Origin of the sequence: Pseudomonas leptonychotis, from assembly GCF_004920405.1 — a bacterium.
GTDB lineage: Bacteria > Pseudomonadota > Gammaproteobacteria > Pseudomonadales > Pseudomonadaceae > Aquipseudomonas > Aquipseudomonas leptonychotis.
In genome coordinates this window covers 1,812,821-1,836,419 of record NZ_RFLV01000001.1, presented here as the reverse complement: position 1 = coordinate 1,836,419, position 23,599 = coordinate 1,812,821, and the positions used below count along the sequence as shown (strand labels likewise).

Genomic DNA, 23,599 nt, shown 5'->3' with positions numbered 1-23,599 from the left:
TCACTTTGTATTATCCGGTGCGCTATGGGTTTGCTCGCTGGCCCAGAACGGCTGCTCAGCACTGCTGAAGTCAGGCGCTTTTTTAGCTTCGCTGATCGGTACGAGCGCTTTCGGCGCAGGGGCAGGAAAATACCAGCTTTGGCCCCCTGACTCGGCCAACTGGAACTGCGCTTTGACCGCCCAACTGTAGGTGGTGCTGAGCAACGCGCCCATTTGGCTGGCGCTGGTCGTGGCCGGGCTGTTGAAGAACAGCTCTAAACCATTGGACCAAGGGCGCTGGGCCACTGGTTTTTGGGCCTAAGGGGTCATTACGCACGCCCCAACTACCCTACTAGACCGACAGAAATCACCTGAATCCATTGCCTAAAGCGAAACATGAATGCCTTTATCTTCCTGGCTGCGGTAGTAGGCTTCGATACTCAGGCCGGGGTCGATTTTGGCCTTAAGGATGCACGGCTGTTTTTGCCAGGGGTAGTCCGCTAACTTGGCCCTGAGTTGCTTAGCGTCTTTAGTTACCCAACTGTTGACGTTGAGATCGCGCCAACGGCGCGGCGGCCGTGCATGAGCGGCGTCATGGGCGGCGGTGAGCGGGTCGAGGTGGCGACTCTGCTCGAGAATAGGCAGGTCAGGCAGAGATTGCTCAACGTCCATATAGCGCTGCAGGGTGTCCCAGAACGCCAGCAGGTTGGCGTGATCCAGGCCCAGGCTGTGCACCTTGTTGGCCAGGCAGACTTTAGTCGCGCTATAGCGATGGTGTAACCACAGCACATAGTCGTGCCCGCCATGGGGGGTGACTTGCAGCTGCATGACCGGATCGAATTCGTAGAACGGCGCGACAAAAGGCTTGCGCAGGCGCCGCGCGATTCTCAACATACCGTCACGGCGGTTGAACTCACTGCCATCGTGTTCATAGAAACGGCTATACAACCAAAGCAAGGCATCGGCGCCGATTAGCGCCATAAAAAATAAAAACATGCCGAGCCAGAACCCCGTTTGCTCAGACCAGTAACCCAAAAAAGCGCCCTGACTCCATACAATGGTTAAGGATGTAGCCAGCGCGCCAGCACCTAGTAATAGGTAAGCATATATTTGCTTGTTTGAACCAAATAGAATGGTCGTGCAAAACCATAAAGCCACACCTATAAAAATCACTATCATTGAGGTATCTAGGTGCATAGATATAATCGTCGTCCAAATTAAAAATGGAAAACTAGCGCTTACGATTTTCACAAGAAACAGCAAATAAGGAATTTTGCTGGTATTCTCAAAACGCCAACGTTGCGCGTCGCAGAATATATTATTGTCACGCCCCTCCTGCTCTTGCCGCTCATATACTTTATGCAATTCACTGCTCAGCTGATATTCCACCTCAACAGTCGAATCCAGCCCGGCATAGTGCCCCCAGCTCAATGGCGTATCGACTATCCCGCCTTGCTCACGTAGCGGCGGCGGCACGCTGGGGAGACCCTGAGCGCGATAGGCACCTGGGCCGTATGCCATTGCTTGTTCCTGCATGCTCATGCTTTAAATTCCGCCACTTCGATCTGCCAGTAGGGTACCTCACCCGGCTGGGCTTGCTGCTGTGGCAACTGGCGATACGACGCGTTGTAGGGCAGCCAGCGCTTCGGGCTAGACTGTGGCAGAACCACGTACTGCTTAAGGTTTGTGGGGGTTCCCAGGTGAAATTGGGCAAACACCTTGAGGCGCTGAGTAACCTGACTGCCACGGCGTTGCAGCGGCGTCAGTTGCAACACTGGGTACTGCTTGGGCAGTACATAGAGCACGCTGGCATCATCCAATGGCATGGCCGACACCTTGGCCTCACCGATTGGGCGAGGCTCGACTCGCTCCACGTTGAACACCCCCGTAAGCGGCAGTACAGCCAATTGCTCAACCGCATGCAGCTGAAAGTCCTGCTCGCGCTGGAACATGGCAAGCAGCGGTGAGTGCACGGTCACCACCCAGTCTTCTCCCTCTAAGGGTTGAGCGCTTGCACGAACGCACTGCGCACTCGATGAGGGGAAACGTGTTTCACGCTCGGCATTCAGGCGCAGCAACCGTGCCCGCTGAGGGGCCGGTGCTTGACGCAGCCACTCGGCGAAGCGAGATACCTGAATCCGCGGTTTGCCGAGAATGCCCAACAGCTGCGTGTAGGCAACCTGCGAATCGGCTAAATGAGCGAAGCGCTTGTCGTCCCCCAGCAAGCCATCGAGCAGCCCCACTTGGCCATGCTCACGCCCAAAGGGGCCATTTTTTAGGAGCGCTTCTGCATCGCTGTCAACCAGCCAGCCGGCGACAATACTTCCGCCGATAAAAAGTACAGCACCGATGCCCAGTACGAACGGGTTGATTGCCATACCCCAAGCATAAGCAGTCCAGGCCGCCCCGCCGCTGGCGGCAACGCCATAGGCCAACGCTGCATCCATGTCTCCCTGCTGCCAAGCACGCTTAGCATCCCACACACTCAAGGCCGTAGTGAAAAGCATGGCGACACCTGATAACGTGCGCAGCGCTGGTAATTTTGCGTTATCAGTCTGTTCTATCAGTTTTGCGGCCCAACGCTTAGAAATCTTCGATGTATCAAATAGTTGTTTCTCTAGCACCTGCACCAAACTATTTTCCACACCAAGCATAGGCTTGGTGAGGTTGCCCAACGCCACAGTTAAATCCGTGACCGCTGAGACTATTCCAGCCTGATAGCGCCCCTTCCCTTCCAGCCCTTCAGTAATCAACCCTCTCATGCCATCGCGTTGCGCCTGCAAGTTGTATAGCGCGCAGGCCACAGCCACAACCGGCATACTCGGCGTTCTAGCCAATGTATCGACTTTACGCGCGACATACTCCTTCCAGGCGCGGTACTTACGCACCTCGGGGTGGTCATCCGGGGCGACGATCAAGGTGACCTTGCCTTGATTCTGCAGCACCTTATCGAGCTGGCGAGGGCTGCTGGAGCCGATCACACGTTCTTCGTGGTCAAGAATATTGCCGTACAGATAATTCTGCCGGCTCAGGGTGGTGCGCTCGGCGGGCGTCAGGCCGGACTGCAAGCCGCCGCTGTTGCTGCCAAGAATCTTGAAGTGCTTAGCCTCGGCCTCGGCGGCCGTCATCAACTGTAAGCCCTTCCATTTCGATGACAGTTTGTCCAGCGCACCCAGCGACGGTGCGAACAGTCGGTTGAAGGTGACTTGCATGACCGCACCACTGCTGTTCAATCGCTGAAGGTGAGTGAGTACGCTGACAGAGAAGGTATCCATTAGATCGCTGATCAGGGCGTGCACGTTTTTAAACACGAGGCCGCGATCGGTGTCCTCTGGTTCGATATCCACCACCCGCAATAAGCTGCTTAGCCCCATGCGTTCTGGCTTTGGTTGGCGCCCCGTGGCGGCTAGAGCCTGCAAACGCTTGACCGGTTCAGGCACGCTGTTTTCATCCGTCACCAGAATGGAGCGGGTAACGGCGTGCTTGCCCTGCAGCAAGCTTTGACTTAAGCGGCCAATACTCTGCTGTAACTCCCGGCCCATGGCGTCGACACACAGCGCGTCAGACTGGACCGGGCTCTTACCCAACGCGTCCAGTGCCTCTGCCAGTAGGGCATAGGGCTCCAATAACCGCTCATCGTGGCTGAACAACCAGTCTTGAAGCACCACGGCCAAGTCGTTGTTGAATATCCCCACTAAGCGTTTGAGCATCAGTTCCAAGTGCTCGCGGGCTTCGTGTCGCTCTCGCACGAATACCGCTTTGTTCAACTCGTTGATATCCAGATATTCCTGGAATTTCGACAGCGGATTCTCGGCCTTCTGCATAACCGTGCTGTAAACCAACTGTGCATAGCGGCCATTCGGGCGGTGCGGTACCAGGGCGTTAAGCGCAAGCAGGTAAGACTCCGTCTGGCGCGCCTGTGCAGTTGCATGGCGCAACGAAAACAGCGGATCGTGAAGTATCAACCCCACCAGCTTGGGGTAGCCGCGCATGGCTTTTTCAGCAAACACGTCGACAGCAGCGGTGATCGCCGGAAGTGGCGCGGGAGGTGCGCTTTTATCATGGCCTGCCAACTCAGTAAGTGTGCTCTGTAGCTTGGCGACCCATTCAGTGGGCGGAATGGCTGCCAGTGACGGCGTGAACGTAGCCGGGTCAGCCAACGCGCTTTCAACATTGAAGTCGCGCGGGCGAAGTCCTTCGGCATGCTTGTCGATGACAACAATTGGCATGGCCTGCGTCGTGCGCCACTGCTCACCCCCGGCTACAGCCGCAGACCACGCAGGGCCGAAGGACTGGAGTCGCTTTTGCACCCGGCTGCTATTGCCCTCAAGCCAGGTGATGTACTCCCAGGTCCAGGGCAACTCGCTGTAGGCCATCGTGTAGTCATTACCCACGAAATGCCCCTGGAGCAGCATGGGCACTAAGATCAGCGACAACGGCGTACATGCTGCTGAACGGTCATCAGCAAACTGGCCTTGCTCCGCCTGTTTTCGCCAATAACCGACATCGACGTCACTCAGGTTGCCTTTACCGTCGCAGAGCAGCTCGCGCCAGAGCTTGCCATCCTGGAAAACGTATATACGACCAGGGCGAGGCAAGCCACCTTTGGGTGCTTTGTCGTATTGGTCGTTACCAGGTAAACGGGCCAGGGGCACAATTGCCAGAAATGTATTCTGCTGGATGTCCTTTTCTTCCTCATGGCTGCGCATGTTGTACGCGATGGGTATGCGCAGCTTCCCGCCATCTGTACGCGTGAGATTGATAGTCAGCTGGGCACGCCGTGCGTTGTCGTACTCAGTCCGCTTGCGGGTACCCTGCTCGATACTCTCGTCCTTGAGCTCGCTCATACGTCACCCTCCGGGTCGTGTAGCTCTACCTGCCCGCCCATGGCCGGATCGCCCCATACGTCAACGATCAGCTGCTCAGGGCCCTTTTCGCGGCTCTTCGCAGGTAACACCGCAATGGGTACAGGCGAGTTAACCTGCGCCTGGCCGGTTCGCTCACCGGTTGGTGCGGTATCTGCGGGTTTGGGAATTACCGGCAATACCGGCGCAGCCCCCGACCCACTGCCTGGGCCGCCACCTGAGTTGATTTTGATAATCGGGCCAACCATCGTGATGCCGCTGGCGTCGAGCTTGATAAAGCTGCCGGCGGCTTTGAGGGTGAGTTCGCTGCCGGCTTCGAGCACGACTTTCTGGCCGCTGGAAAGGTGGATTTCCTGCCCGGCATTGATGAACTGGCCAGTGCCGATCTTGATGTGTTGGTTGTTGCCGACGGTAAGGTGGTCGTTGGCTTTGACTTCGCTTTTGCGGTCGGCGTGGGTGGTGCGGTGTTCTTCGGCTTTGAATTCGCTGTAGCTGTTGGCTTCAACGGTGTCGTGGCGTTCGTTGCCGATGCGGATTTTCTGGTCGTGCTCGATGTTCTCGTCCCAGTCGCGCTCGGCGTGCAGGTAGATTTGTTCGGCACCTTTTTTGTCTTCAATACGCAGTTCGTTGTAACCGCCGCCGCCGGGGCTGCTGAGGGTTTTGAACAGGCTGCGGGTTTTGTTCGCCGGCAGGTCGTAGGGCACCACGTGTTCGGCGTGGTACAGACAACCGGTGACCAGCGGTTGGTCGGGGTCGCCTTCAAGGAAGGTGATCACGACTTCCATGCCGACCCGTGGGATGGCGATGCCGCCGTAGCGGTCGCCGGCCCAGCTGGAGCTGACGCGCAGCCAGCAGCTGGTTTTATCGTCGGCTTGGCCTTCACGGTCCCAAAAGAACTGCACCTTGATCCGGCCGTATTCGTCGCAGTGGATTTCTTCACCCGGCGGGCCAGTGACCACGGCGCTTTGGCTACCGAGGATGCGCGGTTTCGGGTGGTTGAGCGCTGGGCGGTAGAGCACCGTCCAGGGGGTAGCGCGGAAGTGGTTGCGGTAGCCCTGCTGGAAGCCGTCACTGACCTCGGTATGGCTGGTGACTGACTCTTCCAGCACTTGCGGCTGCTTGCCTTCATGGCTGACTTCAGTGAGCAACCACAGGTCGTTCCAGCTGGTGCGTGGGTGCTCGGTCAGGGCGAGGAAGTGGCCACTGACCAGCAGCGGTTGGTCGCTATCGCCTTGAGCCTGTTCGAAGTCGTGACGATGGCGTTCCAGCGCGCGCTGGCTGAGGTGCTTGCCACGTTCACGGTCGACAAAGCGGCCAGGGTAATCGTAATCCTCTAGGTCGGGTTTGAACGCGCTTTTGGCGTCCGCTTCCATCAGCAGTTTGGGTTTTTCAAAGTCGTAGTCGCGGCGGGTCACCCGGCTGGTACGGGTTTCCACGCGCACGCCAAAACGTTTGATCACCGGGTCATCGGCGACCAGGCCGCTGTCTTGCTGGTAGGCGGTTGGCGCCAGCTTGGGGAACGGCGTTTGATCGTCGCCGAACGTCAATACATGGCCTTGCTCACTGTGCTGGAAGTGGTAGTGGATACCTTCTTCCTCGCACAGACGCTGCACAAAGTGCAGGTCGGTCTCGTCGTACTGCACGCAGTACTCGCGCTCGGGGTAGATCGAGCCGAGTTGGAATTGGTAGGCGTTGGCCTGGATGCCATGCTCTTCGAGCACTTGGCTGATGATCTTTTCCACCGTCAGGTGTTGGAAGATGCGTTGGTTGGTGCGGTGCGCCAGATAGGCCAGTTGCGGGCGCAAGGTGACATGGTAGCGGGTCAGGCGTTTGCCGGACTCGCCTTGGGCAACGCGGTAGATCTGCCCATGAATGCCGTTGCCGGCTTGGTTGAAGACCAGAAAAGCAGCTTGGTGCAGCAGGCTTTCCAGGTCGAGATCAGGGCGTTCGCTGACCAACTCCAGTTCAAACTCGAAGGGCTGGCTGATCGCCTCACGGCCGCTGAATTCGAGCACCTGCAGATCGTGGCTAACGCCTTCGATGCTCAGGCTGAAATGAGTCTGGTTGGCGGCGGCGAACATTCGTTGTTCCTCTTGTTTCGTCCATGAATCAAACCACTGCGCAGTTTTAACCCAGGCCTGGCCTAGGTAGCCGTGCGTACTCGTGCTTTTTCGCGATGCCTGTCAGCGTTTGGCGAAACAGGTCTCACTAAAAACGCAGCGGCCAGGACGATGCCTGGCCGGTGCGGAGCGTACGAACTCAGCCTGTATTTAGGCGGAGATCGGGGTACGCCAGTCGTCAGAACCGGAAGTGCCGGAGACTTCGTGGGTCCAGACGATTTTGCGGTAGGTGAAGTACACGTCTTCCAGGTGAGTGAAGTGAGACATGTTCGGATCCTGGCAGTTCGGCATACGCGACTGCACGTCAACGATCACGGCATCTTCCAGCTCGATGGTGAAGTAGTGCTCTTGAGTACCAGTGGAGGAAGTGCGGTACCACTCCAGACGGCACTTGTTCAAACGCTCGCCAGAGGTCAGGGAGTTGAAGATCAGCGGCGAGGATTTGTCGAAGACTTTGGTGATCATCAGCGGCTTGTGTACACGCTGGCCAGTCGGCTGACCGGACTGTGGGTCACGCGGGATGATGACCTGGTGGTTGAAGGCTTGAACCAGAATCTGGTCTTCATGACCTTCCTGGAAGATGTTACCGACGGAATCTTCGGTGAAGGTGCCGGCGGTGATCAGGCCTTGCTTGGTGCCTTCGAGGGACAGATACGCGGGAGTTGGCATGAGTGCTTTCCTTGCCTTGGGTCATGGATCTGCAGTGATCCGGGAACCCTCCCTAGAGCGATAAGCGTGCCATTAAAATAAAACCCTTATAAAACAACGATTTATAAGGGTTAGCCATCAAGCTAGAAAGCGACTGTGCGGCAGATCACTTAAATCTGCGCAACTTATTGCGCAACCTTGCGCAATAAGTTGCCTGAGTGCTTACAAGCCCGCAGACAAAGGTGATTAACAGCTTATCCACACACTTACCCACAGAGCGCTGCGCAATATACTGCGCAGCGCTCTGTATGGCTCACGCCTCGCGGGCGCGACGGCGGCGCTGCAACCAGACCACCAGACCAAACAGCAGGAAGCCGGGAATCCACATCAGCTCTTTGGTCATACGCTGGGTAGGCGCGCGAACTTTAAGAATCTGCTGATCGAACTCCAAACCCGCTTCGGCGGCCGGGCTGGCAAAGGTCACGCTGTCGACCAGCACCTTGTCGCCCTCTTCATAGGTCAGCAGGCCCAGCTTCTGCAGGCGCTCCTCGCCGCTATCGCCCTCAGGCACAGGTAACAGCAGGCTGAATTCACGCGCATCGCCTACTGCGTCTTCACCTTTGATGCGCAAGCGCAGCTGACTGCCCGCCTCAACGTCACCCAAGGCTTGGGCCAGTTGTGCCGGCGGGATGTCACGGTAAGGGTCGTGTGCCATGTCCATCCAGAAGCCCGGGCGGAACAGGGTGAAGGCAACCAGCAGCAGCATGACGTTCTCGTACCAGCGGCTGCGTACCAGGAAGAAGCCCTGACTGCCGGCCGCGAAGATCAGCATGGCCGTCGTGGCAATGATGAAGATCAGCACGCCATGCCAGAAGTCCACGTCGATCAACAACAGGTCGGTGTTGAAGATAAACAGGAACGGCAAAATCGCCGTACGCAGGCTGTAGTAGAACGCGGCGATACCAGTCTTGATCGGGTCGCCCTTGGACACCGCTGCAGCGGCGAACGAGGCCAACCCCACCGGCGGCGTCACGTCGGCCATGATGCCGAAGTAGAAGACGAACAGGTGCACGGCAATCAGCGGCACGATCAAGCCATTCTGCTGGCCGAGGGTGACGATCACTGGCACTAGCAGGCTGGACACTACGATGTAGTTGGCGGTGGTCGGCAAGCCCATGCCCAGCACCAGGCTGAAAATCGCGGTGAGCACCAGCATCAGCAGCAGGTTGCCCATCGACAGCAGCTCAACCAGATCGGCCAAAACTAGGCCAACCCCGGTTTGCGACACCGCGCCGACGATCATCCCGGCGGCTGCCGTGGCAATGCCGATGCCGATCATGTTGCGCGCACCGGCAATCAGGCCTTCACGTAAGTCGATCACGCCATCCATAAACGAGCCGTGAGCATGCGTGCCATCGGTGCGCAGCCAGGTCAGCAGTGGCCGCTGCGTGAGCAGGATGATCACCAGCATCACGCTGCCCCAAAAGGCAGACAAGCCTGGGGACAAGCGCTCGATCATCAGGCACCAGACCAGCACCACCACCGGCAACAGAAAGTGCAGGCCGGAGAGTAATACAGCGCGGGTTTGTGGCAGTTTGTCGAGCGGTGCGTCGGGGTCTTCGGCGGGCAACACCGGCACGCTGGCGGCAATTTTCAGCAAACCGAGGTAAACCAGTGCCAGCAGTGCGCCGATGCCCGGCAAAGCGAAATCGCCCAATGCCGGCTTGAGCCAGCCGAGGCCGTAGTACACCGCCAGCGACAGGCCGCTGATCATCGCGGCACCGAAGGCAAAGCCGGTCAGGCGCCGCAGCCAGGGCTTAGGTTGGTGGCCGCCAATCGGCTGCAGGCCGAGCTTGAGCGATTCCAGATGAACGATATACAGCAGGGCGATATAGGAGATTGCCGCCGGCAGGAACGCGTGCTTGATGATGTCGACATAGGGCATGCCGATGTACTCGACCATCAGAAAAGCCGCCGCGCCCATCACCGGCGGCATGATCTGGCCATTCACCGAGGAGGCGACTTCCACAGCGCCAGCCTTTTCCGCCGAGAAGCCGGTGCGTTTCATCATCGGGATGGTGAAAGTGCCGGTAGTCACTACGTTGGCGATCGACGAGCCGGAGATCAGCCCGGTCAACCCCGACGCCACCACAGCGGCTTTGGCCGGGCCGCCACGGAAATGCCCGAGCATGCTGAAGGCCAGCTGAATAAAGTAATGCCCGGCGCCGGCACGATCCAACAAGGCGCCGAACAGCACAAACAGGAACACAAAGCTGGTGGACACCCCAAGGGCAATGCCGAACACCCCTTCGGTGGTGATCCACTGGTGGTTAGCCAGCGCATTTATGCTGACCCCACGGTGCGCCAGCAGCCCAGGCATATAGGGCCCAGCCAGGCTGTAGATAAGAAACAGCAGGGCAATAATCGCCAGCGGCGGGCCGAGCACCCGGCGCGTGGCTTCCAGCAGCAGCGGTATGCCGATACAGGCGGTGAGCATGTCCGCCGTGGTCAGGCTACCGGGGCGTAAAGCCAGCTGCTGGTAGAAAATAAACAGGTAGGCGGCGCTGGCGGCAGCGACTAGGCCTAAGGCGATATCCAGCAACGGCACCCGATCGCGCGGCGATTTCTTAAACGCCGGGTAGGCGAGAAACGCCAACAGCAGGGCAAATGCCAGGTGGATAGAGCGGGTTTCGGTGTCGTTGAATACACCCACACCCACGATAAATGGCAGCGGTGAAGCGATCCACAGCTGAAATAGTGACCAGAGCAGGGCCAGGCCGGTGATCACCTGGGCCATGGCACCCAGCGGGGTGCGCGCACCGACATCCTGGGCAATCAGTTCTTCGGTGGACAGTTGCTTGTCATGCATGGGTCGAACCTGCATTCGAGGGTACGGAAACGGCAAAACCCGCAGCCTCACGACTGCGGGTTTGCTTATCTAAAGATGCTAGCTCAGCAGAGCCGGCTGATTACAACCAGCCACGCTCTTTGTAGTAACGCACAGCACCTTCGTGCAACGGCGCACTCAGGCCAACTTTGATCATGTCGGTTTCTTTCAGGTCAGCAAATGCAGGGTGCAGACGCTTGAAACGATCAATGTTGTCGAACACCGACTTAACCAGCTGGTAAACCACTTCCGGGCTGGCCTTAGCCGAGGTGGATAGCACCGCTTTGCCGCCAATCGATGGTGTCGGCTTGTCGTTGCCCTTGTACACACCGCCTGGGATATCAGCCTTGGTGTAGTAGCTCTTCTCAGCCAATAGCTTGTCGATTTCCGCACCGGTCACCGGCACCAGTACCGCGTCGGTGGTGGTGGTGGCTTCCTGGATCGCGCCGTTTGGATGGCCAACGAAGTAGGTCATCGCATCGATGTTGTTATCGCCCAAGGCAGAAGCCTGCTCTGCCGGCTTCAGCTCAGCGGCCAGGGAGAACACGGAACGCTCCCAACCTTTGACCTGCATGATTTCATCAAGGGTGTCGCGCTGGCCGGAACCTGGGTTGCCGATGTTGACGCGCTTACCTTTGAGGTCATCGAAGGTGGTGATGTTGGCGTCGCGACGCGCAAGGATAGTGAACACTTCACTCTGCAACGAGAACACGGCGCGGATGTCATCCATCGCACCTTCTTTCTCGAACGGTGTGACACCTTTCATGGCCTTGTATTGGTGATCCGATTGCATGATGCCGAAATTGAATTCGCCACTGCGGATACCGTTGACGTTGGCCACGCCGCCGCCACTGGCGGGTGCGTTGCACTTGATGCCGTGCTCAGTAGCACCGCGATTGAGGAAACGGCAGATCGATTGACCGGCTACATAATAAACGCCGGTTTGGCCACCGGTGCCGATGGTGACGAATTGCTCTTCGGCCTGTACGGCGCTGCTCAGGGTGATACCTGCAAGTGCAGCCGACAGGGCCCATGCCAGGGATTTACCTTTCATGGGAGTTCTCCTTTTCTGTTTATTGTTGAGCCGAGCGCACCTTTTGAGTGCGTCCGGAGGCGAGAGTCTAACGGCTCAGAAATAAGTTGCACGGAGTAATGCTTAGCCAGCGAGTAACCAAGTATTTATCCACACACTCAGCCTAGACGCTTTAGCGCTACCGCTGAGCCACAGCTTTGGGCAAACTTACTGAATGGCCAAACACCCGTTCGACTCACCGCACACCTCCGTCAGTGCCAGCGTCACCCTCGCGGTGTTGCGTGCAGCCAGCCAATTAGGCTTGGAACGTAATGAGCTGATCCGTGCATGCGGGCTGAGTGAAGAGCTGCTCAATGATCCCGATGCGCGTATTCCCTTCGCCGCACAGGAACAGTTGTGGCAATGCCTGAGTCGTATCGAGCATGCCGAACCCGGACTGGCGCTGGGTGAACACCTCGCTCCCGCCACCTTCAGCGTGCTCGGTTATCTGCTGCAAAGCAGCCCAACACTGGGTGATGCCCTGCTTGCTGGGGTGCGCTACCAACGCCTAGCTGGTGAAGGCGGTGAAATTCAGCTGCATGAACACGGCGATGAGTTGCACCTGCTCTACCAACCCTTGCATCCCGAGTTGCCGGTCACACGCACCCGCGTGCTGGCACTGATGGCCGGCTGGGTGAAGATGTTTCACCCGCTGCTGGATAACTGGCACCTGCTGCGTGCGCAGTTCGTCCATGCGCAACCGCCGAGCCTCGATAGTTACACCCACGTTTTTGCCTGCCCGCTGCAATTCGGCGCCAGCGACTACGCCATTGTGTTGCCCAAACACCTGGCCGGTGCCGCGCTGACCCAGGGCAACCTGCCCTTGCAAAACCTATTGCGCCAGCATGCTGAAGCGCTGCTCGCACGCCTGCCCAGCGAAAGCCTGAGTGCGCGGGTAGTGGCGTTGCTGGGCGAGCAGCTGGCGCGGGGGGAGCCGGACCGCAGCGAACTGGCGCGCCATCTGCACCTGAGTGAACGCACCCTGCAACGGCGCCTGGCCGAAGAGGGCTGCAACTATCAACAGCTGCTCAATGACACCCGCCAGCAACTGGCCGAGCAACACCTGAGCAGCGGCACCTTACCAGCGGCCGAAATCGCGCTGCTCTTGGGCTACTCAGAACCCAGTGTGTTTTTCCGCGCGTTTCGCCAATGGACCGGGCTGACGCCAGGTGAGTATCGCGCCCAGCAGAAAGCGGGTTAACGGCGGTTAAATACCCTGCGCCCGCAAGAACGCCAGAAATGCCTCGCGCGAGCTGTAACGCGGACTGAAGCCGAACTCCTGTTTAAGTCGGCGGTTGTTGAGCACCGGGCGATAACGCAGAAAGTCCACTTGCTCCGGACCATAAGGGCTCAGGCCTAGGGGTTTGAGTACGCTCAGCGCAGCGCGAATCAACCCGGCCGGTAGCGCGTGGTAAGGCTTGCCGAGCAGTTCGGCGATCTCCTTGAGCGACAGCGCGCCATCACCGGCCAGGTTGAAGATCCCTTCGCGTCCATCGCGCAGGCCGCAGCAAATGATGTCCACCACGTCCTGATCCCAGATAAACACGAAGCGGCTGTCACTGCCGCGAATACCCAGCACCGCGCGCTTCTTGAACAGTTCGCTGATCTGGTTGTTCACCTGTTTGCCGAGAATGGTGCCGGGACGCAGGATCAGCTGCTTGAGTGACGGGTGACTCGCCCGCGCCTCCGCCAACAGCAGTTCCACTTCACGCTTGTGCTTGGCATAGGCGAAATGCGCATGACCACGTAACGGTTGGTCTTCATCCAGCCACGCGGCATTCTGCGGGTGATAGCCGTAAGCGGCGCCCGAGCTGGTGACGATCAACTGCTCAACCCCATGCGCCAGCGCTGCCTGAATAAGCGCCTGAGTACCGCCCACATCAATGGCATGCAACTGCGCTTCGCTCATGCCCGGCGGCGGCGTGACCACCGAAGCCAGATGCACAATCGCCTGCGGTTGCCAGGTGGCTATGCAGTTTTCTACCGCCGCCGGCTGGCTGATATCGAGCTGCACCGGCTCGACATTGAGCTTCATGCCTGCACGATTTTGCGGGCGAATATCGGCGGCAATCAGCATCCACTGCGGCTGCTGCACGGCTAATTGATTGAGCAGTTGCTGGCCGATATAACCGGCAGCGCCGGTGATCAATACACGCATAAGTTTCTCCACACGCGGCCTGCCCGTTGTGCCACGGGGCGACGGCTGCGGTTTTCTCGACTGTATTCCGCACTGCAGGCTACTGCGCACGGTGCGCCGCCGAAGTGGCAGCGCAGGCCAACCGAGATGACCAAAGGCGCCAACGCCTTGCGCTCTTACCTGCCGGCCGCGCTATGCTCTGCAACCAGACCGCTCTCGGAGCACCTCAACCATGAACCAAGCTGAGCAGAACTTGCGTATCGACTACATCGAGTTCGCAGCCATCGACCTGCCCGCTCTCAAGCAGTTCTATCAGCAGGTATTCGCCTGGGCCTTCACCGATTACGGCCCGCACTACAGCAGTTTCAGCGATGGCCGCATGAGTGGTGGCTTTAGCACCGAGGTGACAGCGGGCAATGGCCCGTTAGTGGTGATTTATGCCAGCGATCTTGAGGCGGTTTGCGGTCAGGTAACCGCCGCTGGCGGGCAGATCACTCAGGCGATTTTCAGTTTTCCGGGTGGCCGCCGCTTCGAGTTCCTCGATCCCAGTAACAATCGCCTGGCCGTGTGGTCGGAGTAAGAGGCACATCCAGTGCCTGCCGTGCGTTGGCCCTGTTGGATTAAAGCCAGGCGCAGCAAACCGCTTGCGGCTAACGTGCTTCAGCGTGGCCCGAAAGGCGAGTGACGCAGTAATGCTTACTTACACCAGTAAACTCCGCCTTCTCGCCTGTTCTTACCTTGCACCACGCCCTCTCGCGAGGCTTTGAATAGGTTCTAACCGAGTCAATCTATGTCCACCTGGAAACAGTCAATTTCCAAGCTTATCGCCCTGGCGCAACGCTACCCCGGTGTCGTTGCGATCTTCGGATTTTTCTCGGGCTTAGCAAGTTTTCTGCTGGTCAAACGTCAGGCCGAACTGGCCCAAGTGCTGGCATTGGTGATGTTGGTGAGCTGGCTGTGGCTGATTTTGGAAAACATCCTGCGCGAGCGCATCTCCAAGTGGTTTGGCTTCGAGTTGCCACCGCCGCTGCTGCGCTACGCCACGCAGATGATTCACCAGGAAAGCCTATTCTTTGTGCTGCCGTTCTTCTTTATCACCACCACCTGGAACAGCGGCCAGGTAATGTTCAGCGGCCTGCTGGCGCTGGCCGCGCTGGTCGCGATCATTGACCCGCTTTACTACAAATGGCTGGCCAACCGACGCTGGCTATTTCTCGCCTATCACACCCTCACACTGTTTGCGCTGCTGCTCACGGCGCTGCCGATCATCTTCAAACTGACTACGCCGCAGAGCTACCAGCTTGCGCTGGCAGCAGCAGTGGTACTGTCATTCCCGTCGCTGCACACCGTGATTACCGCGCAGCGTTGGTGGCGCTGGCTGATACTGGTCGGCCTGATGACCGTGCTGGGCGGCGGCGGTTGGCTGGCGCGCATCTGGGTGCCGCCAGCCACGCTCTGGATGACCGAGGTGGCCGTCAGCACCGAAATGAACAACGCAGAACGCGCTCCGGTTGACCCACTCAAAACCATCAGCGATGAGCAGCTGCACCAACAGGGCTTGTATGCCTACACCGCCATCAATGCACCACGCGGGCTCAACGAGCGCATCTACCATGTGTGGCGCCACAACGGCCACGAGATTGAACGCATCGCGCTGGATATTCACGGCGGGCGCAAAAAGGGCTACCGCGCCTGGACCCACAAACAAAACTTCCCCGCCGACGCCGTGGGCCGCTGGCAGGTGCAGGTGCTGACTGAAGCGGGACAGATGATTGGCGTGCTGCGCTTTCAGGTCACCGAGTAAGCCGACGCGCTAAACCGCGCGCCCGGTTTAGCGGCCTAGCCGAAGAACCAATAACACACTGAAATCGCTGCCACGACTCCGGCAAACTCGGCCAGCAGCGCGCAGCCCACAGCATGGCGCACACGCTGGATGCCGACCGCACCGAAGTACACCGCCAGCACATAAAAGGTGGTTTCCGTGCTGCCCTGCACCGTGGCGGCAACCAGTGCCGGAAAGCTGTCGACACCCTGGGTCTGCATGGTTTCGATCAGCATGGCGCGCGCCGCACTACCGCTGAAGGGTTTGACCATGGCCGTAGGCAAGGCTTCGACAAAGCGTGTGTCCCACCCAATCACCTCAACCAGCCAGCGAATCCCATCCAGGCCGAAGGCCAGCGCACCAGATGCGCGCAGCACACCGATTGCGCAGAGCATCGCCACCAAATAGGGCAACAGGCTCTTGGCTACATCGAAGCCTTCCTTAGCGCCTTCGATAAATTCCTCATACACCGCCACCTTTCTCAACGCACCCATCAGCAGAAACAGCAGAATGATGCCGAACAAGGTGAGGTTGCCCGCCAGTGACGACAGCGCCGCCAGCGCCGTGGCTGACATGCCGGCCAGCAGCGCCATAAAAGCCCCCAGCGCCAGCGCGCCGGGCACCAGGTAAGCCAGCACCACCGGGTCCCACAACCGCAGCCGCTGCATCACTGCCACCGACAGCAAGCCGACCAGCGTCGAGGCGCTGGTGGCCAGCAAAATCGGCAAAAATACCAGGGTTGGATCAGGCGCACCTTGCTGGGCGCGGTACATAAAGATGGTCACGGGCAGCAGGGTCAGCGATGAGGCATTGAGCACCAGAAACAGGATCTGTGCATTGCTTGCCGTGGTGCTGCTGGGGTTAAGGGTTTGCAGGGCGCGCATGGCTTTCAGGCCAATTGGCGTGGCGGCATTGTCCAGCCCCAGGCCGTTGGCGGCGAAGTTCATGGTAATCAAACCAAGGGCTGGGTGGCCGCGCGGAACCTCAGGCATCAGCCGAGCAAACAGCGGGCCGAGCAACCGCGCCAAGGCATCGACCAGACCGGCTTTTTCGGCAATGCGTAACAAGCCCAGCCATAGAGTCAATGTGCCGAACAACAGCACCATGACCTCGACTGAGAGCTTGGCCATGGCAAACAGGCTCTCGACCATGGCGGCGAATACCCCTGGATCATCGCCGAGCAACCAGCGCGACAAGCCGGCAATAGCCGCCACCAAAAAAAACCCCAGCCACAAGCCGTTCAGCATACTTATCCCCCTGTCAGTGGGCTGGATAATAGCGCGGCTGGTGATACTGGGGTGCAAAGGAGCAGCGCAAGGCTACTCGGGGAGCGTTACAGCAGTGAGCAATGCCCGTTGGGGCATGTGTGCAGTTCGCTCGTACTCAAGCCATGGCTGGGTACGCGCCAAGCACGCTGATGCTTAGTACCAGTTCGGGTCGCTTTTCAGCTGTTCGAGCAGCAGCTTCTGAGTGGCCTCGTCCGGGTCGCCCAGCCAGCGCAAGCTGGCATGTTGGCTAGGCGCTTTGTCTGTCGGCAGCCCGTCTGGCAGCTGCACGTAGAGCGCATAGGCGTCTTCCTTGTCCCAGCTAAAGGCCACGTAGAGGCGCTGATTGAAACAGTTTTGCTCCTCGCACAACTGACCAACCAGGTACTTGTCACCGTCGTCCTCCAGGCCCAGCATCGGGGTGGCGAGGCCGCTTAGGTTCATCACCCATTCCGGCAAACGGCTTTCGTCTTCCACCAGCTCCTGCCAGCTCTGCTGGTAAACCGGGTCACTGGAAAGCAATTCATTGAGGCGGAATTGGCCATCGGTGTCTGCGGCCAAAGCCGCCGCACTGCCACCCAGCATCAGGGCGGCAAGCAGCGTCTTAATGGTCATGGGAGCTCCTCTATCCACGTGGGCGGCGGCCCATGATGAACGACACGATGAACAGCACCAGAAAGACCAGGAACAGAATTTTCGCGATCCCGGTTGCGGTGCCGGCGATACCACCGAAGCCCAATACTGCAGCGATGATGGCGATGATCAGAAAGGTAATGGCCCAACTCAACATGGTGATACTCCTATGTAGAACACACCCCAGCAAATGCGCTGTGGCAGAACGAAAGGGCTTACAGACGCCCTCGCTGGTTTGTAGCAGGGTTACCGGAGCAACCGTAATAGGATTATTGCAGGCACCGTGCCAGCTTTTATTAGATATAAAATACTTATATTTCAATGACTTACGAATCACCCACAAAGCGAGTCACTTGCAAGCTGCATGATCGAGACCATTTCATCATGCAACTTGCATGAATCCTTACAGCGGCGTACCCACCGCAACCGAAGTCTGCCGGCCTATCCATATGCCTGCACAACACGTCATGCACCTTGCAACAGCCACCTTTGCACGGGCACATCGCCCCACTGACGTTGCTCCTCAATCAGGCACAGGCTCGGCTACCCATGCAATTCAATGCACGAGGACAACGGTAGGTAAAAACACATGGAGTGAGCGTGAAGCGCTGCAGCCGACTGGCCAACAGCAGACACGTGCTATGCAAGGTTGCCGTTAATAGGCCGGATAAGCGCTAGGCAAACGCTACGCGCTCTGCCCATCGGCTAAAGGGAAGGAATGGAACATGGCGCTGAGGCTCAGAAGCTCAGACGTTGCGGCATCCGCGCATCAGGCTGTGCTTGCCAAGGCAAACTAGCGTGGCGGGCTTGCGGCGCAGCGGATGGCTGTTGTGCCGCCTGCTGATAGGTGCCGAAAGTCGCTGACATAGGCTGGGGCAGCCCAGAAACTTGAGTACATTGCGGCGCATGGCAGCCGCTTAGATCGTGGCGCGCGCCCTGTAAGACCAGCACCGTACCTGTGAGGTTGTGCATCCATTGGGGCCAAGCATGCTCGACCGCGCGAATAGCAGGCCAGGCTTGAGCATGAACAGGTGCCTGCTCAAGCGTAGGTTCAACAGTCAACGACTGTGAGTTGTTGCCGGCGGCCGAAGCCGCCGCACTGCCGCCCAATACCAGGGCGACAAGCAGCGCCTTGAAGGGTTGCATGGTTATATGCTCCTACACCCGTGGGCGACGGCCCATGATGAACGAGACAATGAACAGCACCAGAAAGACCAGGAACAGAATCTTGGCGATCCCGGTTGCAGTGCCCGCGATACCACCGAAGCCCAGTACTGCAGCGATGATGGCAATGATCAGAAAGGTAATGGCCCAACTCAACATGATGACTCTCCTTATTTAGCGAACCGCGCCCTAAGCGCAGCCATTAAGGGGCGCGGCCAGGCCGCGCCCCTAAGTGCCTTACTGCATGGACTGTTTGATGTTGCGCATACGGTCGTGGTTAGCACGCACGGTCGGCATTTGCGTCGCGAGCAGTGCATGCACGTCTGGATCAGCATCTTTCAGCGCATCTTCGAAGGCGTGCAGGATGCGGTCTTCCGCTTCCTCAAGCTGCGCCACATAAGTGGCCTCTTCGTCGCTTACCAGCGCGGCTTTAGTGTCGGCATACATCTGGCGCAACTTGCCGACCATGGTGCCGCCAGCGGCTGGCTTCTCCTGATTAGCACTCACCTTCACGGCCAGCGCACGGATCAGCTCGGTCTTGCTCTGCGACATGTCGCGGAACAGAGCCTGCAGGCGCACATCTTTCACTTCATCGTGGGCGTGCTGATAAAAGCGCTGACCGTCACGGGTAATCTCAATCAGGTCGTTCAGTTGCTGGATTTTGTCAGTCATGGTGACTCTCCTCTGGCTGTAACGGCGGCGATAACCGCCTCAAAAATAGGCTGCCTCCAGCTGGAGGCAGCCAGCGGGATTAGCTATCGATACGCAGGGCGTCGGCATCTACACCGCGAACACCACGGATGTTGCGGGCGGTTTCAACAGCCAACTGCTTCTCGGCGTTGCTCAGCACGCTGCCGCTGAGGCTGACCATGCCCTTTTGGGTGTCGACCGAAATATTCAGGCCGTCGAGGTTGCGGCTGTATATGAAGCTGGATTTCACCTTGCTGGTGATCCAGGCATCGCTGACCGCTACACCGACGTCATCGGCGGCGTTCTGTGCCTTGGCGGCGCTGCTGTCGGTGCCGCTGACGCTCAGCAGGTTATTCACCTCACGCACGCCATCGGTGTTGGCAGCCAGACGACCGGCCAATTCCTTTGCCTCGGCACTCTGCGCATTACCGGTCAGGCTGACCGTACCGTTGGCGGCGTTAACATTAATGTCGAGACCTTCGGTGTTGCTGTTCCACAACAACTTGGACTTCACGGTGGCCACCAAGGTGGCATCCTCAAAGCGCTGCGACAGGTTCGGCTCGCTGCTGGCTTTGGCCTCAAAGGCCGGGTCGAGGGTGAGCTGGTTATCAACCTTTTTCACCCCTTCAATACCCAGGGCAATCTGCTCGGCGAGATCGCGATCAACCTCGGTCTCCACCTTGCCGGTCAACTTGGCGCTGCCGTTCTCTACATCCACATCAATGGTGAAGGGGTTGAGGTGGCGGTTGAGCGCAAATGCGGTCCAGATCGAGCCTTCCTGGCGCGCCTCACTAAGCTCACGGGTCATCTCACCATCAGCGGCAAAGGCGCTGAAAGGGGCCAGGCCGATCAGGCCGGCGGTCGCGGTGGCCAGGGCCAATGTCTTCAACTTATGCATGGCTATTTCTCCTATGGGTTGCAGTCACTCAGTCGCTTTTGGCGACTCGTACTCCACTATCGCAAGGCCCATGCCATACTTTTGTAAAACAAAATATCTATATAAATCAGCAACTTAACCATAACGCCTAGGCATCCCCTGCATGCAGGCTGCATGATTGCCTTTTAGATGCCGTGCAACTTGCACGACAGATAACGGACTAAGCCTCAGCACAACAGCCAAGGAGAGCAATATGGACACCCCAGCCCAGCCACTCGGACGCATTCTGCTGGTCGATGATGAGCCGGCCATCCTGCGAACCTTCCGCTATTGCCTGGAAGATGAGGGCTATCAAGTCAGCACAGCCACCAGCGCGGCTCAGGCCGATGCGCTGCTGCTGCGTCAGGTGTTCGACTTATGTTTTCTCGACCTGCGCCTGGGTGACGATGATGGCCTTGAGGTGCTCGCGCACATGCGCGTGCAGGCGCCATGGATGCGCGTAGTGATGATTACCGCCCACTCGGCGGTGGACACCGCGGTGGATGCGATCCAGGCGGGTGCGGCTGATTATGTGGTGAAGCCCTGCAGCCCTGACCAATTACGCCTGGCCGCTGCCAAACAACTGGAAATTCGCCGTTTGGCTGAGCGCCTGGAGCACCTCGAAGGCAGCGTGCGTAAACCGGGTGAAGGCCTGGACTCAAATAACCCGGCCATGATGGCGGTGCTGCAAACCGCTAAACAGGTCGCCGACACTGACGCCAACATCCTCATTCTCGGCGAGTCTGGTACGGGTAAGGGCGAACTGGCCCAGGCCATCCATGGCTGGAGCAAGCGCGCGAAAAAAGCCTGCGTCACCATCAACTGCCCGTCGCTGAGCGCCGAGCTGATGGAAAGCGAACTGTTCGGCCACAACCGCGGCTCATTCACTGGGGCCACTGAAAGCACCCAGGGCCGCGTCAGCCAGGCAGATGGCGGCACCTTGTTTCTCGATGAAATTGGCGATTTCCCGCTGGCTCTGCAGCCCAAGCTGCTGCGCTTTATTCAAGACAAGGTTTACGAACGCATTGGCGATCCGCAAACCCGCCAGGCCGATGTACGCATCCTCGCGGCCACCAACCTCGACCTCGATGAAATGGCCAAGAACGGCCAGTTCCGTGAAGATTTAAAGTACCGCCTCAATGTCATCACCCTCACCCTGCCGGCCCTGCGTGAGCGCCGCGAAGACATTCTGGTACTGGCCGAGCGCTTTCTTGCCCGCTTTGTCAGCGACTACGCCCGCCCCGCCCGCGCCTTTAGTGATGAAGCCCGCGAGGCCCTGCTCAACTACCCCTGGCCGGGCAACATTCGTGAGTTGCGCAACGTGATCGAGCGCGCAAGCATTCTGTGCCCGGAACAACAGGTACAGGTCAGCCATTTGGGCCTTAACCTCAATGAAGAGCTGAACAGCCCGTATGTCGGCGGCGAAATGAGCCTAGAAGACCTGGAAAAAGCCCACATCAGCGCGGTACTGGCCAACAGCAGCACCCTCGACCAGGCTGCTAAAACGCTGGGCATTGATGCCTCCACGCTCTATCGCAAACGTAAGCAGCTCGGCTTATGAGGCTGCGCAGCCAGTTATTCATCAGCGGTGGCGCACTGGTTACTGCCTCCATGATCGGCTTGCTGCTGGGCATGTTCAGTGTGTGGCAGCTGAGCAAAACCCAAGATGAGACCATGACCCGTAACATGGACATCCTGGATGCCTCGCTCGGCTTGCGCCAAGAGATGGGTACCCAAGTGATCCTGATCATTTCCGACAAGCTCGACCGCCAAGCATTGAAAGCGTCGGATACGCGCTTCGATGAGTGGCTGGCCAAGGCCGCTGATGGGGCGCTGAATGCCAACGATGACCAATCGGTTATCACGATCAAGCAGGCCTACAGCAACTATCAAAAATTCCTAAGCTCCCCTGCCGAGGTGCGCCGGCACCTACTCAAGGACGACAATTTCAACCTGGCCTTGCGCGACCTGCGCGACAGCATCAATGCCATGCAAATGCACTACGTCAACCAAGTTAACCTGGGGCAGCAAGACATTCGCGAACGCACCCGGCTGATTACCGCACTGCTTGGGATGATTGGTCTGGCGGTGCTGCTGATCAGCTTTGTCACCGCGCACAGCATCGCCCGGCGCTTTGGCCGGCCGATTGAAGAGTTGGCCACCGCTGCTGACCAGATCGGTCGTGGCGACTTTCAAGTCAGCCTGCCCATTACCCCGGTGAACGAAATCGCTTCATTGAGCCGGCGTTTCGGCTTAATGGCCGAGGCCTTGCACAGCTTCAGAAGCAGCGATATCCAGGCCCTGAAAATCGAGCAACAACGCTTAAACGCGGTACTCGACAGCATTGACGACGGCCTGCTGATTTTTGATCGCCAAGGCAACGTCGAGCACTTCAACCCAGTCGCGCAACGCCAGCTGGGCTGGAATGAAAGCCACCTGGGACAGCAACCCGAATTGAGCCTGCAGCGCTCTGACCTGCCAACCCAGCTGTACCGTGTGATACACGGCGAGCCTCTGGAAGAGGCGCTGGAAGACCTGCAAGTCGACATCGATGGTGAGCCCCGATTACTGGCTTATAGCCTCGCGGCAGTCAGCCACGACGGCGAACGCCCGCTGGGCGCGGTGATGGTGCTGCGCGATGTCACCGAACAGCGCGCGTTCGAACGGGTGCGTAGCGAATTCGTGTTACGCGCTTCACATGAGCTGCGCACCCCGGTCACCGGCATGCTGATGGCCTTCTCCCTGCTGCAGGAGCGGGTGAGCTTTGCTGCCGAAACCCGTGAAGCAGATCTGCTGAGCACGGTCGATGAAGAAATGCAGCGCCTGTTGCGCCTGATCAACGACCTGCTGAATTTCTCGCGTTACCAGAATGGCTTACAAACCCTTGAGTGTGTCGAGTGCAGCATTGAACCGCTGCTGCGCCTAGCCCAGCAGCGATTCAGCGCTCAAGCCGATGAGCTGCAGGTGACGTTGTATTGCGATGTAGAAGAGAACCTACCGCTCCTGCAGATCGACCCAGGGCAAATCGAACGGGTACTCGACAACCTGATTGGCAACGCACTGCGCCACAGTCACCCCGGCGGTACCGTGCACTTACGCGCCAGCTCACAGGGTGAGCGGGTTGAGCTAAGCGTGACCGACAACGGCGAGGGTATTGCGTTTCGCCAACAAGCGCGGATTTTCGAGCCGTTCGTGCAGGTCAGCCGCAAGAAAGGCGGCGCGGGCCTGGGCCTGGCCTTGTGCAAGGAAATCGTGCAATTGCACGGCGGTTATATCGGGGTGAAATCACGGATAGGCCAGGGCACACAGTTCTATGTACTGCTGCCAACCTGCCCCCCGAACGTGGCCTGAGTAAGTGGCGCCTAGCAACCAGCGCCACCTTCAACCATGCCAACCGGCGG

20 protein-coding genes are annotated in these 23,599 nt (G+C 58.6%); 5 read left to right on the top strand and 15 right to left on the bottom strand.

Annotated features, from left to right (window positions below; translation table 11 throughout):
* The 7 genes from D8779_RS08340 to D8779_RS08310 all read right to left on the bottom strand — a co-directional run bounded on the left by D8779_RS08340 (position 1) and on the right by D8779_RS08310 (position 11,553).
* Positions 1 to 285: a hypothetical protein gene (locus D8779_RS08340; RefSeq protein WP_136663946.1), complete on the bottom strand. Its 285-nt coding sequence runs from the start codon at positions 283 to 285 to the stop codon at positions 1 to 3.
* Positions 286 to 363: 78 nt separating this feature from the next.
* The gene (locus D8779_RS08335) at positions 364 to 960 is read right to left on the bottom strand and encodes a hypothetical protein (protein WP_136664465.1); all 597 of its coding nucleotides are present in this window, start codon (positions 958 to 960) and stop codon (positions 364 to 366) included.
* A gap of 557 nt (positions 961 to 1,517) precedes the next feature.
* Positions 1,518 to 4,826 carry a hypothetical protein gene (locus tag D8779_RS08330; RefSeq protein ID WP_136663945.1) on the bottom strand — a complete coding sequence of 1,103 codons (3,309 nt, stop codon included), beginning with the start codon at positions 4,824 to 4,826 and terminating at the stop codon, positions 1,518 to 1,520.
* Positions 4,823 to 6,925, bottom strand: coding sequence for a type VI secretion system Vgr family protein (locus D8779_RS08325; RefSeq protein ID WP_136663944.1), 2,103 nt, complete (start codon positions 6,923 to 6,925; stop codon positions 4,823 to 4,825). Before D8779_RS08325 ends, D8779_RS08330 begins: the two co-directional genes overlap by 4 nt.
* A gap of 189 nt (positions 6,926 to 7,114) precedes the next feature.
* A complete protein-coding gene (locus tag D8779_RS08320) occupies positions 7,115 to 7,633 on the bottom strand; it encodes an Hcp family type VI secretion system effector (RefSeq protein ID WP_090241257.1) in 519 nt (172 codons plus the stop codon).
* Between the two features lie 292 nt (positions 7,634 to 7,925).
* Complete coding sequence (locus D8779_RS08315) at positions 7,926 to 10,481, bottom strand: TRAP transporter permease (RefSeq protein WP_136663943.1); 2,556 nt, start codon at positions 10,479 to 10,481, stop codon at positions 7,926 to 7,928.
* A 100-nt stretch (positions 10,482 to 10,581) separates the two neighbouring features.
* Positions 10,582 to 11,553 carry a TAXI family TRAP transporter solute-binding subunit gene (locus D8779_RS08310; RefSeq protein ID WP_136663942.1) on the bottom strand — a complete coding sequence of 324 codons (972 nt, stop codon included), beginning with the start codon at positions 11,551 to 11,553 and terminating at the stop codon, positions 10,582 to 10,584.
* 193 nt (positions 11,554 to 11,746) lie between these two features.
* Between D8779_RS08310 and D8779_RS08305 the strand changes: the two genes are divergently transcribed.
* Positions 11,747 to 12,772: an AraC family transcriptional regulator gene (locus D8779_RS08305; protein ID WP_136663941.1), complete on the top strand. Its 1,026-nt coding sequence runs from the start codon at positions 11,747 to 11,749 to the stop codon at positions 12,770 to 12,772.
* 6 nt (positions 12,773 to 12,778) lie between these two features.
* Here D8779_RS08305 and D8779_RS08300 read toward each other — a convergent pair whose 3' ends face one another.
* A complete protein-coding gene (locus tag D8779_RS08300) occupies positions 12,779 to 13,729 on the bottom strand; it encodes an SDR family oxidoreductase (protein ID WP_136663940.1) in 951 nt (316 codons plus the stop codon).
* Positions 13,730 to 13,940: 211 nt separating this feature from the next.
* On the opposite strand from D8779_RS08300, the gene D8779_RS08295 reads away from it, so the two are divergent.
* Both D8779_RS08295 and D8779_RS08290 read left to right on the top strand, forming a co-directional pair.
* Positions 13,941 to 14,288 carry a VOC family protein gene (locus D8779_RS08295; RefSeq protein WP_136663939.1) on the top strand — a complete coding sequence of 116 codons (348 nt, stop codon included), beginning with the start codon at positions 13,941 to 13,943 and terminating at the stop codon, positions 14,286 to 14,288.
* 210 nt (positions 14,289 to 14,498) lie between these two features.
* A complete protein-coding gene (locus D8779_RS08290; protein ID WP_136663938.1) occupies positions 14,499 to 15,512 on the top strand; it encodes a DUF5924 family protein in 1,014 nt (337 codons plus the stop codon).
* Positions 15,513 to 15,547: 35 nt separating this feature from the next.
* Here the strand turns inward: D8779_RS08290 and D8779_RS08285 are convergent, their stop codons facing one another.
* The 7 genes from D8779_RS08285 to D8779_RS08255 form a co-directional block, all read right to left on the bottom strand.
* Positions 15,548 to 16,777: a nucleoside recognition domain-containing protein gene (locus tag D8779_RS08285; protein ID WP_136663937.1), complete on the bottom strand. Its 1,230-nt coding sequence runs from the start codon at positions 16,775 to 16,777 to the stop codon at positions 15,548 to 15,550.
* A gap of 174 nt (positions 16,778 to 16,951) precedes the next feature.
* Entirely contained in the window at positions 16,952 to 17,410 is a 459-nt protein-coding gene (locus tag D8779_RS08280; protein ID WP_136663936.1) for an inhibitor of vertebrate lysozyme family protein, read from the bottom strand.
* A 10-nt stretch (positions 17,411 to 17,420) separates the two neighbouring features.
* On the bottom strand, positions 17,421 to 17,585 hold the full coding sequence (locus D8779_RS08275) for a DUF1328 domain-containing protein (protein WP_090241243.1): 165 nt from the start codon (positions 17,583 to 17,585) through the stop codon (positions 17,421 to 17,423).
* Positions 17,586 to 18,166: 581 nt separating this feature from the next.
* Positions 18,167 to 18,574: a hypothetical protein gene (locus D8779_RS08270; protein WP_136663935.1), complete on the bottom strand. Its 408-nt coding sequence runs from the start codon at positions 18,572 to 18,574 to the stop codon at positions 18,167 to 18,169.
* A 12-nt stretch (positions 18,575 to 18,586) separates the two neighbouring features.
* Positions 18,587 to 18,751, bottom strand: coding sequence for a DUF1328 domain-containing protein (locus D8779_RS08265; protein ID WP_136663934.1), 165 nt, complete (start codon positions 18,749 to 18,751; stop codon positions 18,587 to 18,589).
* A gap of 78 nt (positions 18,752 to 18,829) precedes the next feature.
* A complete protein-coding gene (locus D8779_RS08260) occupies positions 18,830 to 19,264 on the bottom strand; it encodes a ferritin-like domain-containing protein (protein WP_136663933.1) in 435 nt (144 codons plus the stop codon).
* Between the two features lie 79 nt (positions 19,265 to 19,343).
* The gene (locus D8779_RS08255; protein WP_136663932.1) at positions 19,344 to 20,180 is read right to left on the bottom strand and encodes a BON domain-containing protein; all 837 of its coding nucleotides are present in this window, start codon (positions 20,178 to 20,180) and stop codon (positions 19,344 to 19,346) included.
* A 232-nt stretch (positions 20,181 to 20,412) separates the two neighbouring features.
* On the opposite strand from D8779_RS08255, the gene algB reads away from it, so the two are divergent.
* Together algB and D8779_RS08245 are read left to right on the top strand one after the other, a co-directional pair.
* The gene (gene algB, locus D8779_RS08250) at positions 20,413 to 21,759 is read left to right on the top strand and encodes a sigma-54-dependent response regulator transcription factor AlgB (RefSeq protein WP_136663931.1); all 1,347 of its coding nucleotides are present in this window, start codon (positions 20,413 to 20,415) and stop codon (positions 21,757 to 21,759) included.
* Positions 21,756 to 23,549 carry an ATP-binding protein gene (locus tag D8779_RS08245; protein ID WP_136663930.1) on the top strand — a complete coding sequence of 598 codons (1,794 nt, stop codon included), beginning with the start codon at positions 21,756 to 21,758 and terminating at the stop codon, positions 23,547 to 23,549. Before algB ends, D8779_RS08245 begins: the two co-directional genes overlap by 4 nt.
* Positions 23,550 to 23,599 lie beyond the last annotated feature (50 nt).

Bases quoted from the DNA above. Each gene is read 5' to 3' on its own strand.
- D8779_RS08325 (WP_136663944.1), bottom strand. From the start codon at position 6,925: ATGTTCGCCGCCGCCAACCAGACTCATTTCAGCCTGAGCATCGAAGGC.
- D8779_RS08275 (WP_090241243.1), bottom strand. From the start codon at position 17,585: ATGTTGAGTTGGGCCATTACCTTTCTGATCATCGCCATCATCGCTGCA.
- D8779_RS08300 (WP_136663940.1), bottom strand. From the start codon at position 13,729: ATGCGTGTATTGATCACCGGCGCTGCCGGTTATATCGGCCAGCAACTG.
- D8779_RS08255 (WP_136663932.1), bottom strand. From the start codon at position 20,180: ATGCATAAGTTGAAGACATTGGCCCTGGCCACCGCGACCGCCGGCCTG.
- D8779_RS08335 (WP_136664465.1), bottom strand. From the start codon at position 960: ATGGCGCTAATCGGCGCCGATGCCTTGCTTTGGTTGTATAGCCGTTTC.
- D8779_RS08265 (WP_136663934.1), bottom strand. From the start codon at position 18,751: ATGTTGAGTTGGGCCATTACCTTTCTGATCATTGCCATCATCGCTGCA.
- D8779_RS08315 (WP_136663943.1), bottom strand. From the start codon at position 10,481: ATGCATGACAAGCAACTGTCCACCGAAGAACTGATTGCCCAGGATGTC.
- D8779_RS08260 (WP_136663933.1), bottom strand. From the start codon at position 19,264: ATGACTGACAAAATCCAGCAACTGAACGACCTGATTGAGATTACCCGT.
- algB (WP_136663931.1), top strand. From the start codon at position 20,413: ATGGACACCCCAGCCCAGCCACTCGGACGCATTCTGCTGGTCGATGAT.
- D8779_RS08245 (WP_136663930.1), top strand. From the start codon at position 21,756: ATGAGGCTGCGCAGCCAGTTATTCATCAGCGGTGGCGCACTGGTTACT.
- D8779_RS08285 (WP_136663937.1), bottom strand. From the start codon at position 16,777: ATGCTGAACGGCTTGTGGCTGGGGTTTTTTTTGGTGGCGGCTATTGCC.
- D8779_RS08280 (WP_136663936.1), bottom strand. From the start codon at position 17,410: ATGACCATTAAGACGCTGCTTGCCGCCCTGATGCTGGGTGGCAGTGCG.
- D8779_RS08310 (WP_136663942.1), bottom strand. From the start codon at position 11,553: ATGAAAGGTAAATCCCTGGCATGGGCCCTGTCGGCTGCACTTGCAGGT.
- D8779_RS08295 (WP_136663939.1), top strand. From the start codon at position 13,941: ATGAACCAAGCTGAGCAGAACTTGCGTATCGACTACATCGAGTTCGCA.
- D8779_RS08290 (WP_136663938.1), top strand. From the start codon at position 14,499: ATGTCCACCTGGAAACAGTCAATTTCCAAGCTTATCGCCCTGGCGCAA.
- D8779_RS08305 (WP_136663941.1), top strand. From the start codon at position 11,747: ATGGCCAAACACCCGTTCGACTCACCGCACACCTCCGTCAGTGCCAGC.
- D8779_RS08320 (WP_090241257.1), bottom strand. From the start codon at position 7,633: ATGCCAACTCCCGCGTATCTGTCCCTCGAAGGCACCAAGCAAGGCCTG.
- D8779_RS08330 (WP_136663945.1), bottom strand. From the start codon at position 4,826: ATGAGCGAGCTCAAGGACGAGAGTATCGAGCAGGGTACCCGCAAGCGG.
- D8779_RS08270 (WP_136663935.1), bottom strand. From the start codon at position 18,574: ATGCAACCCTTCAAGGCGCTGCTTGTCGCCCTGGTATTGGGCGGCAGT.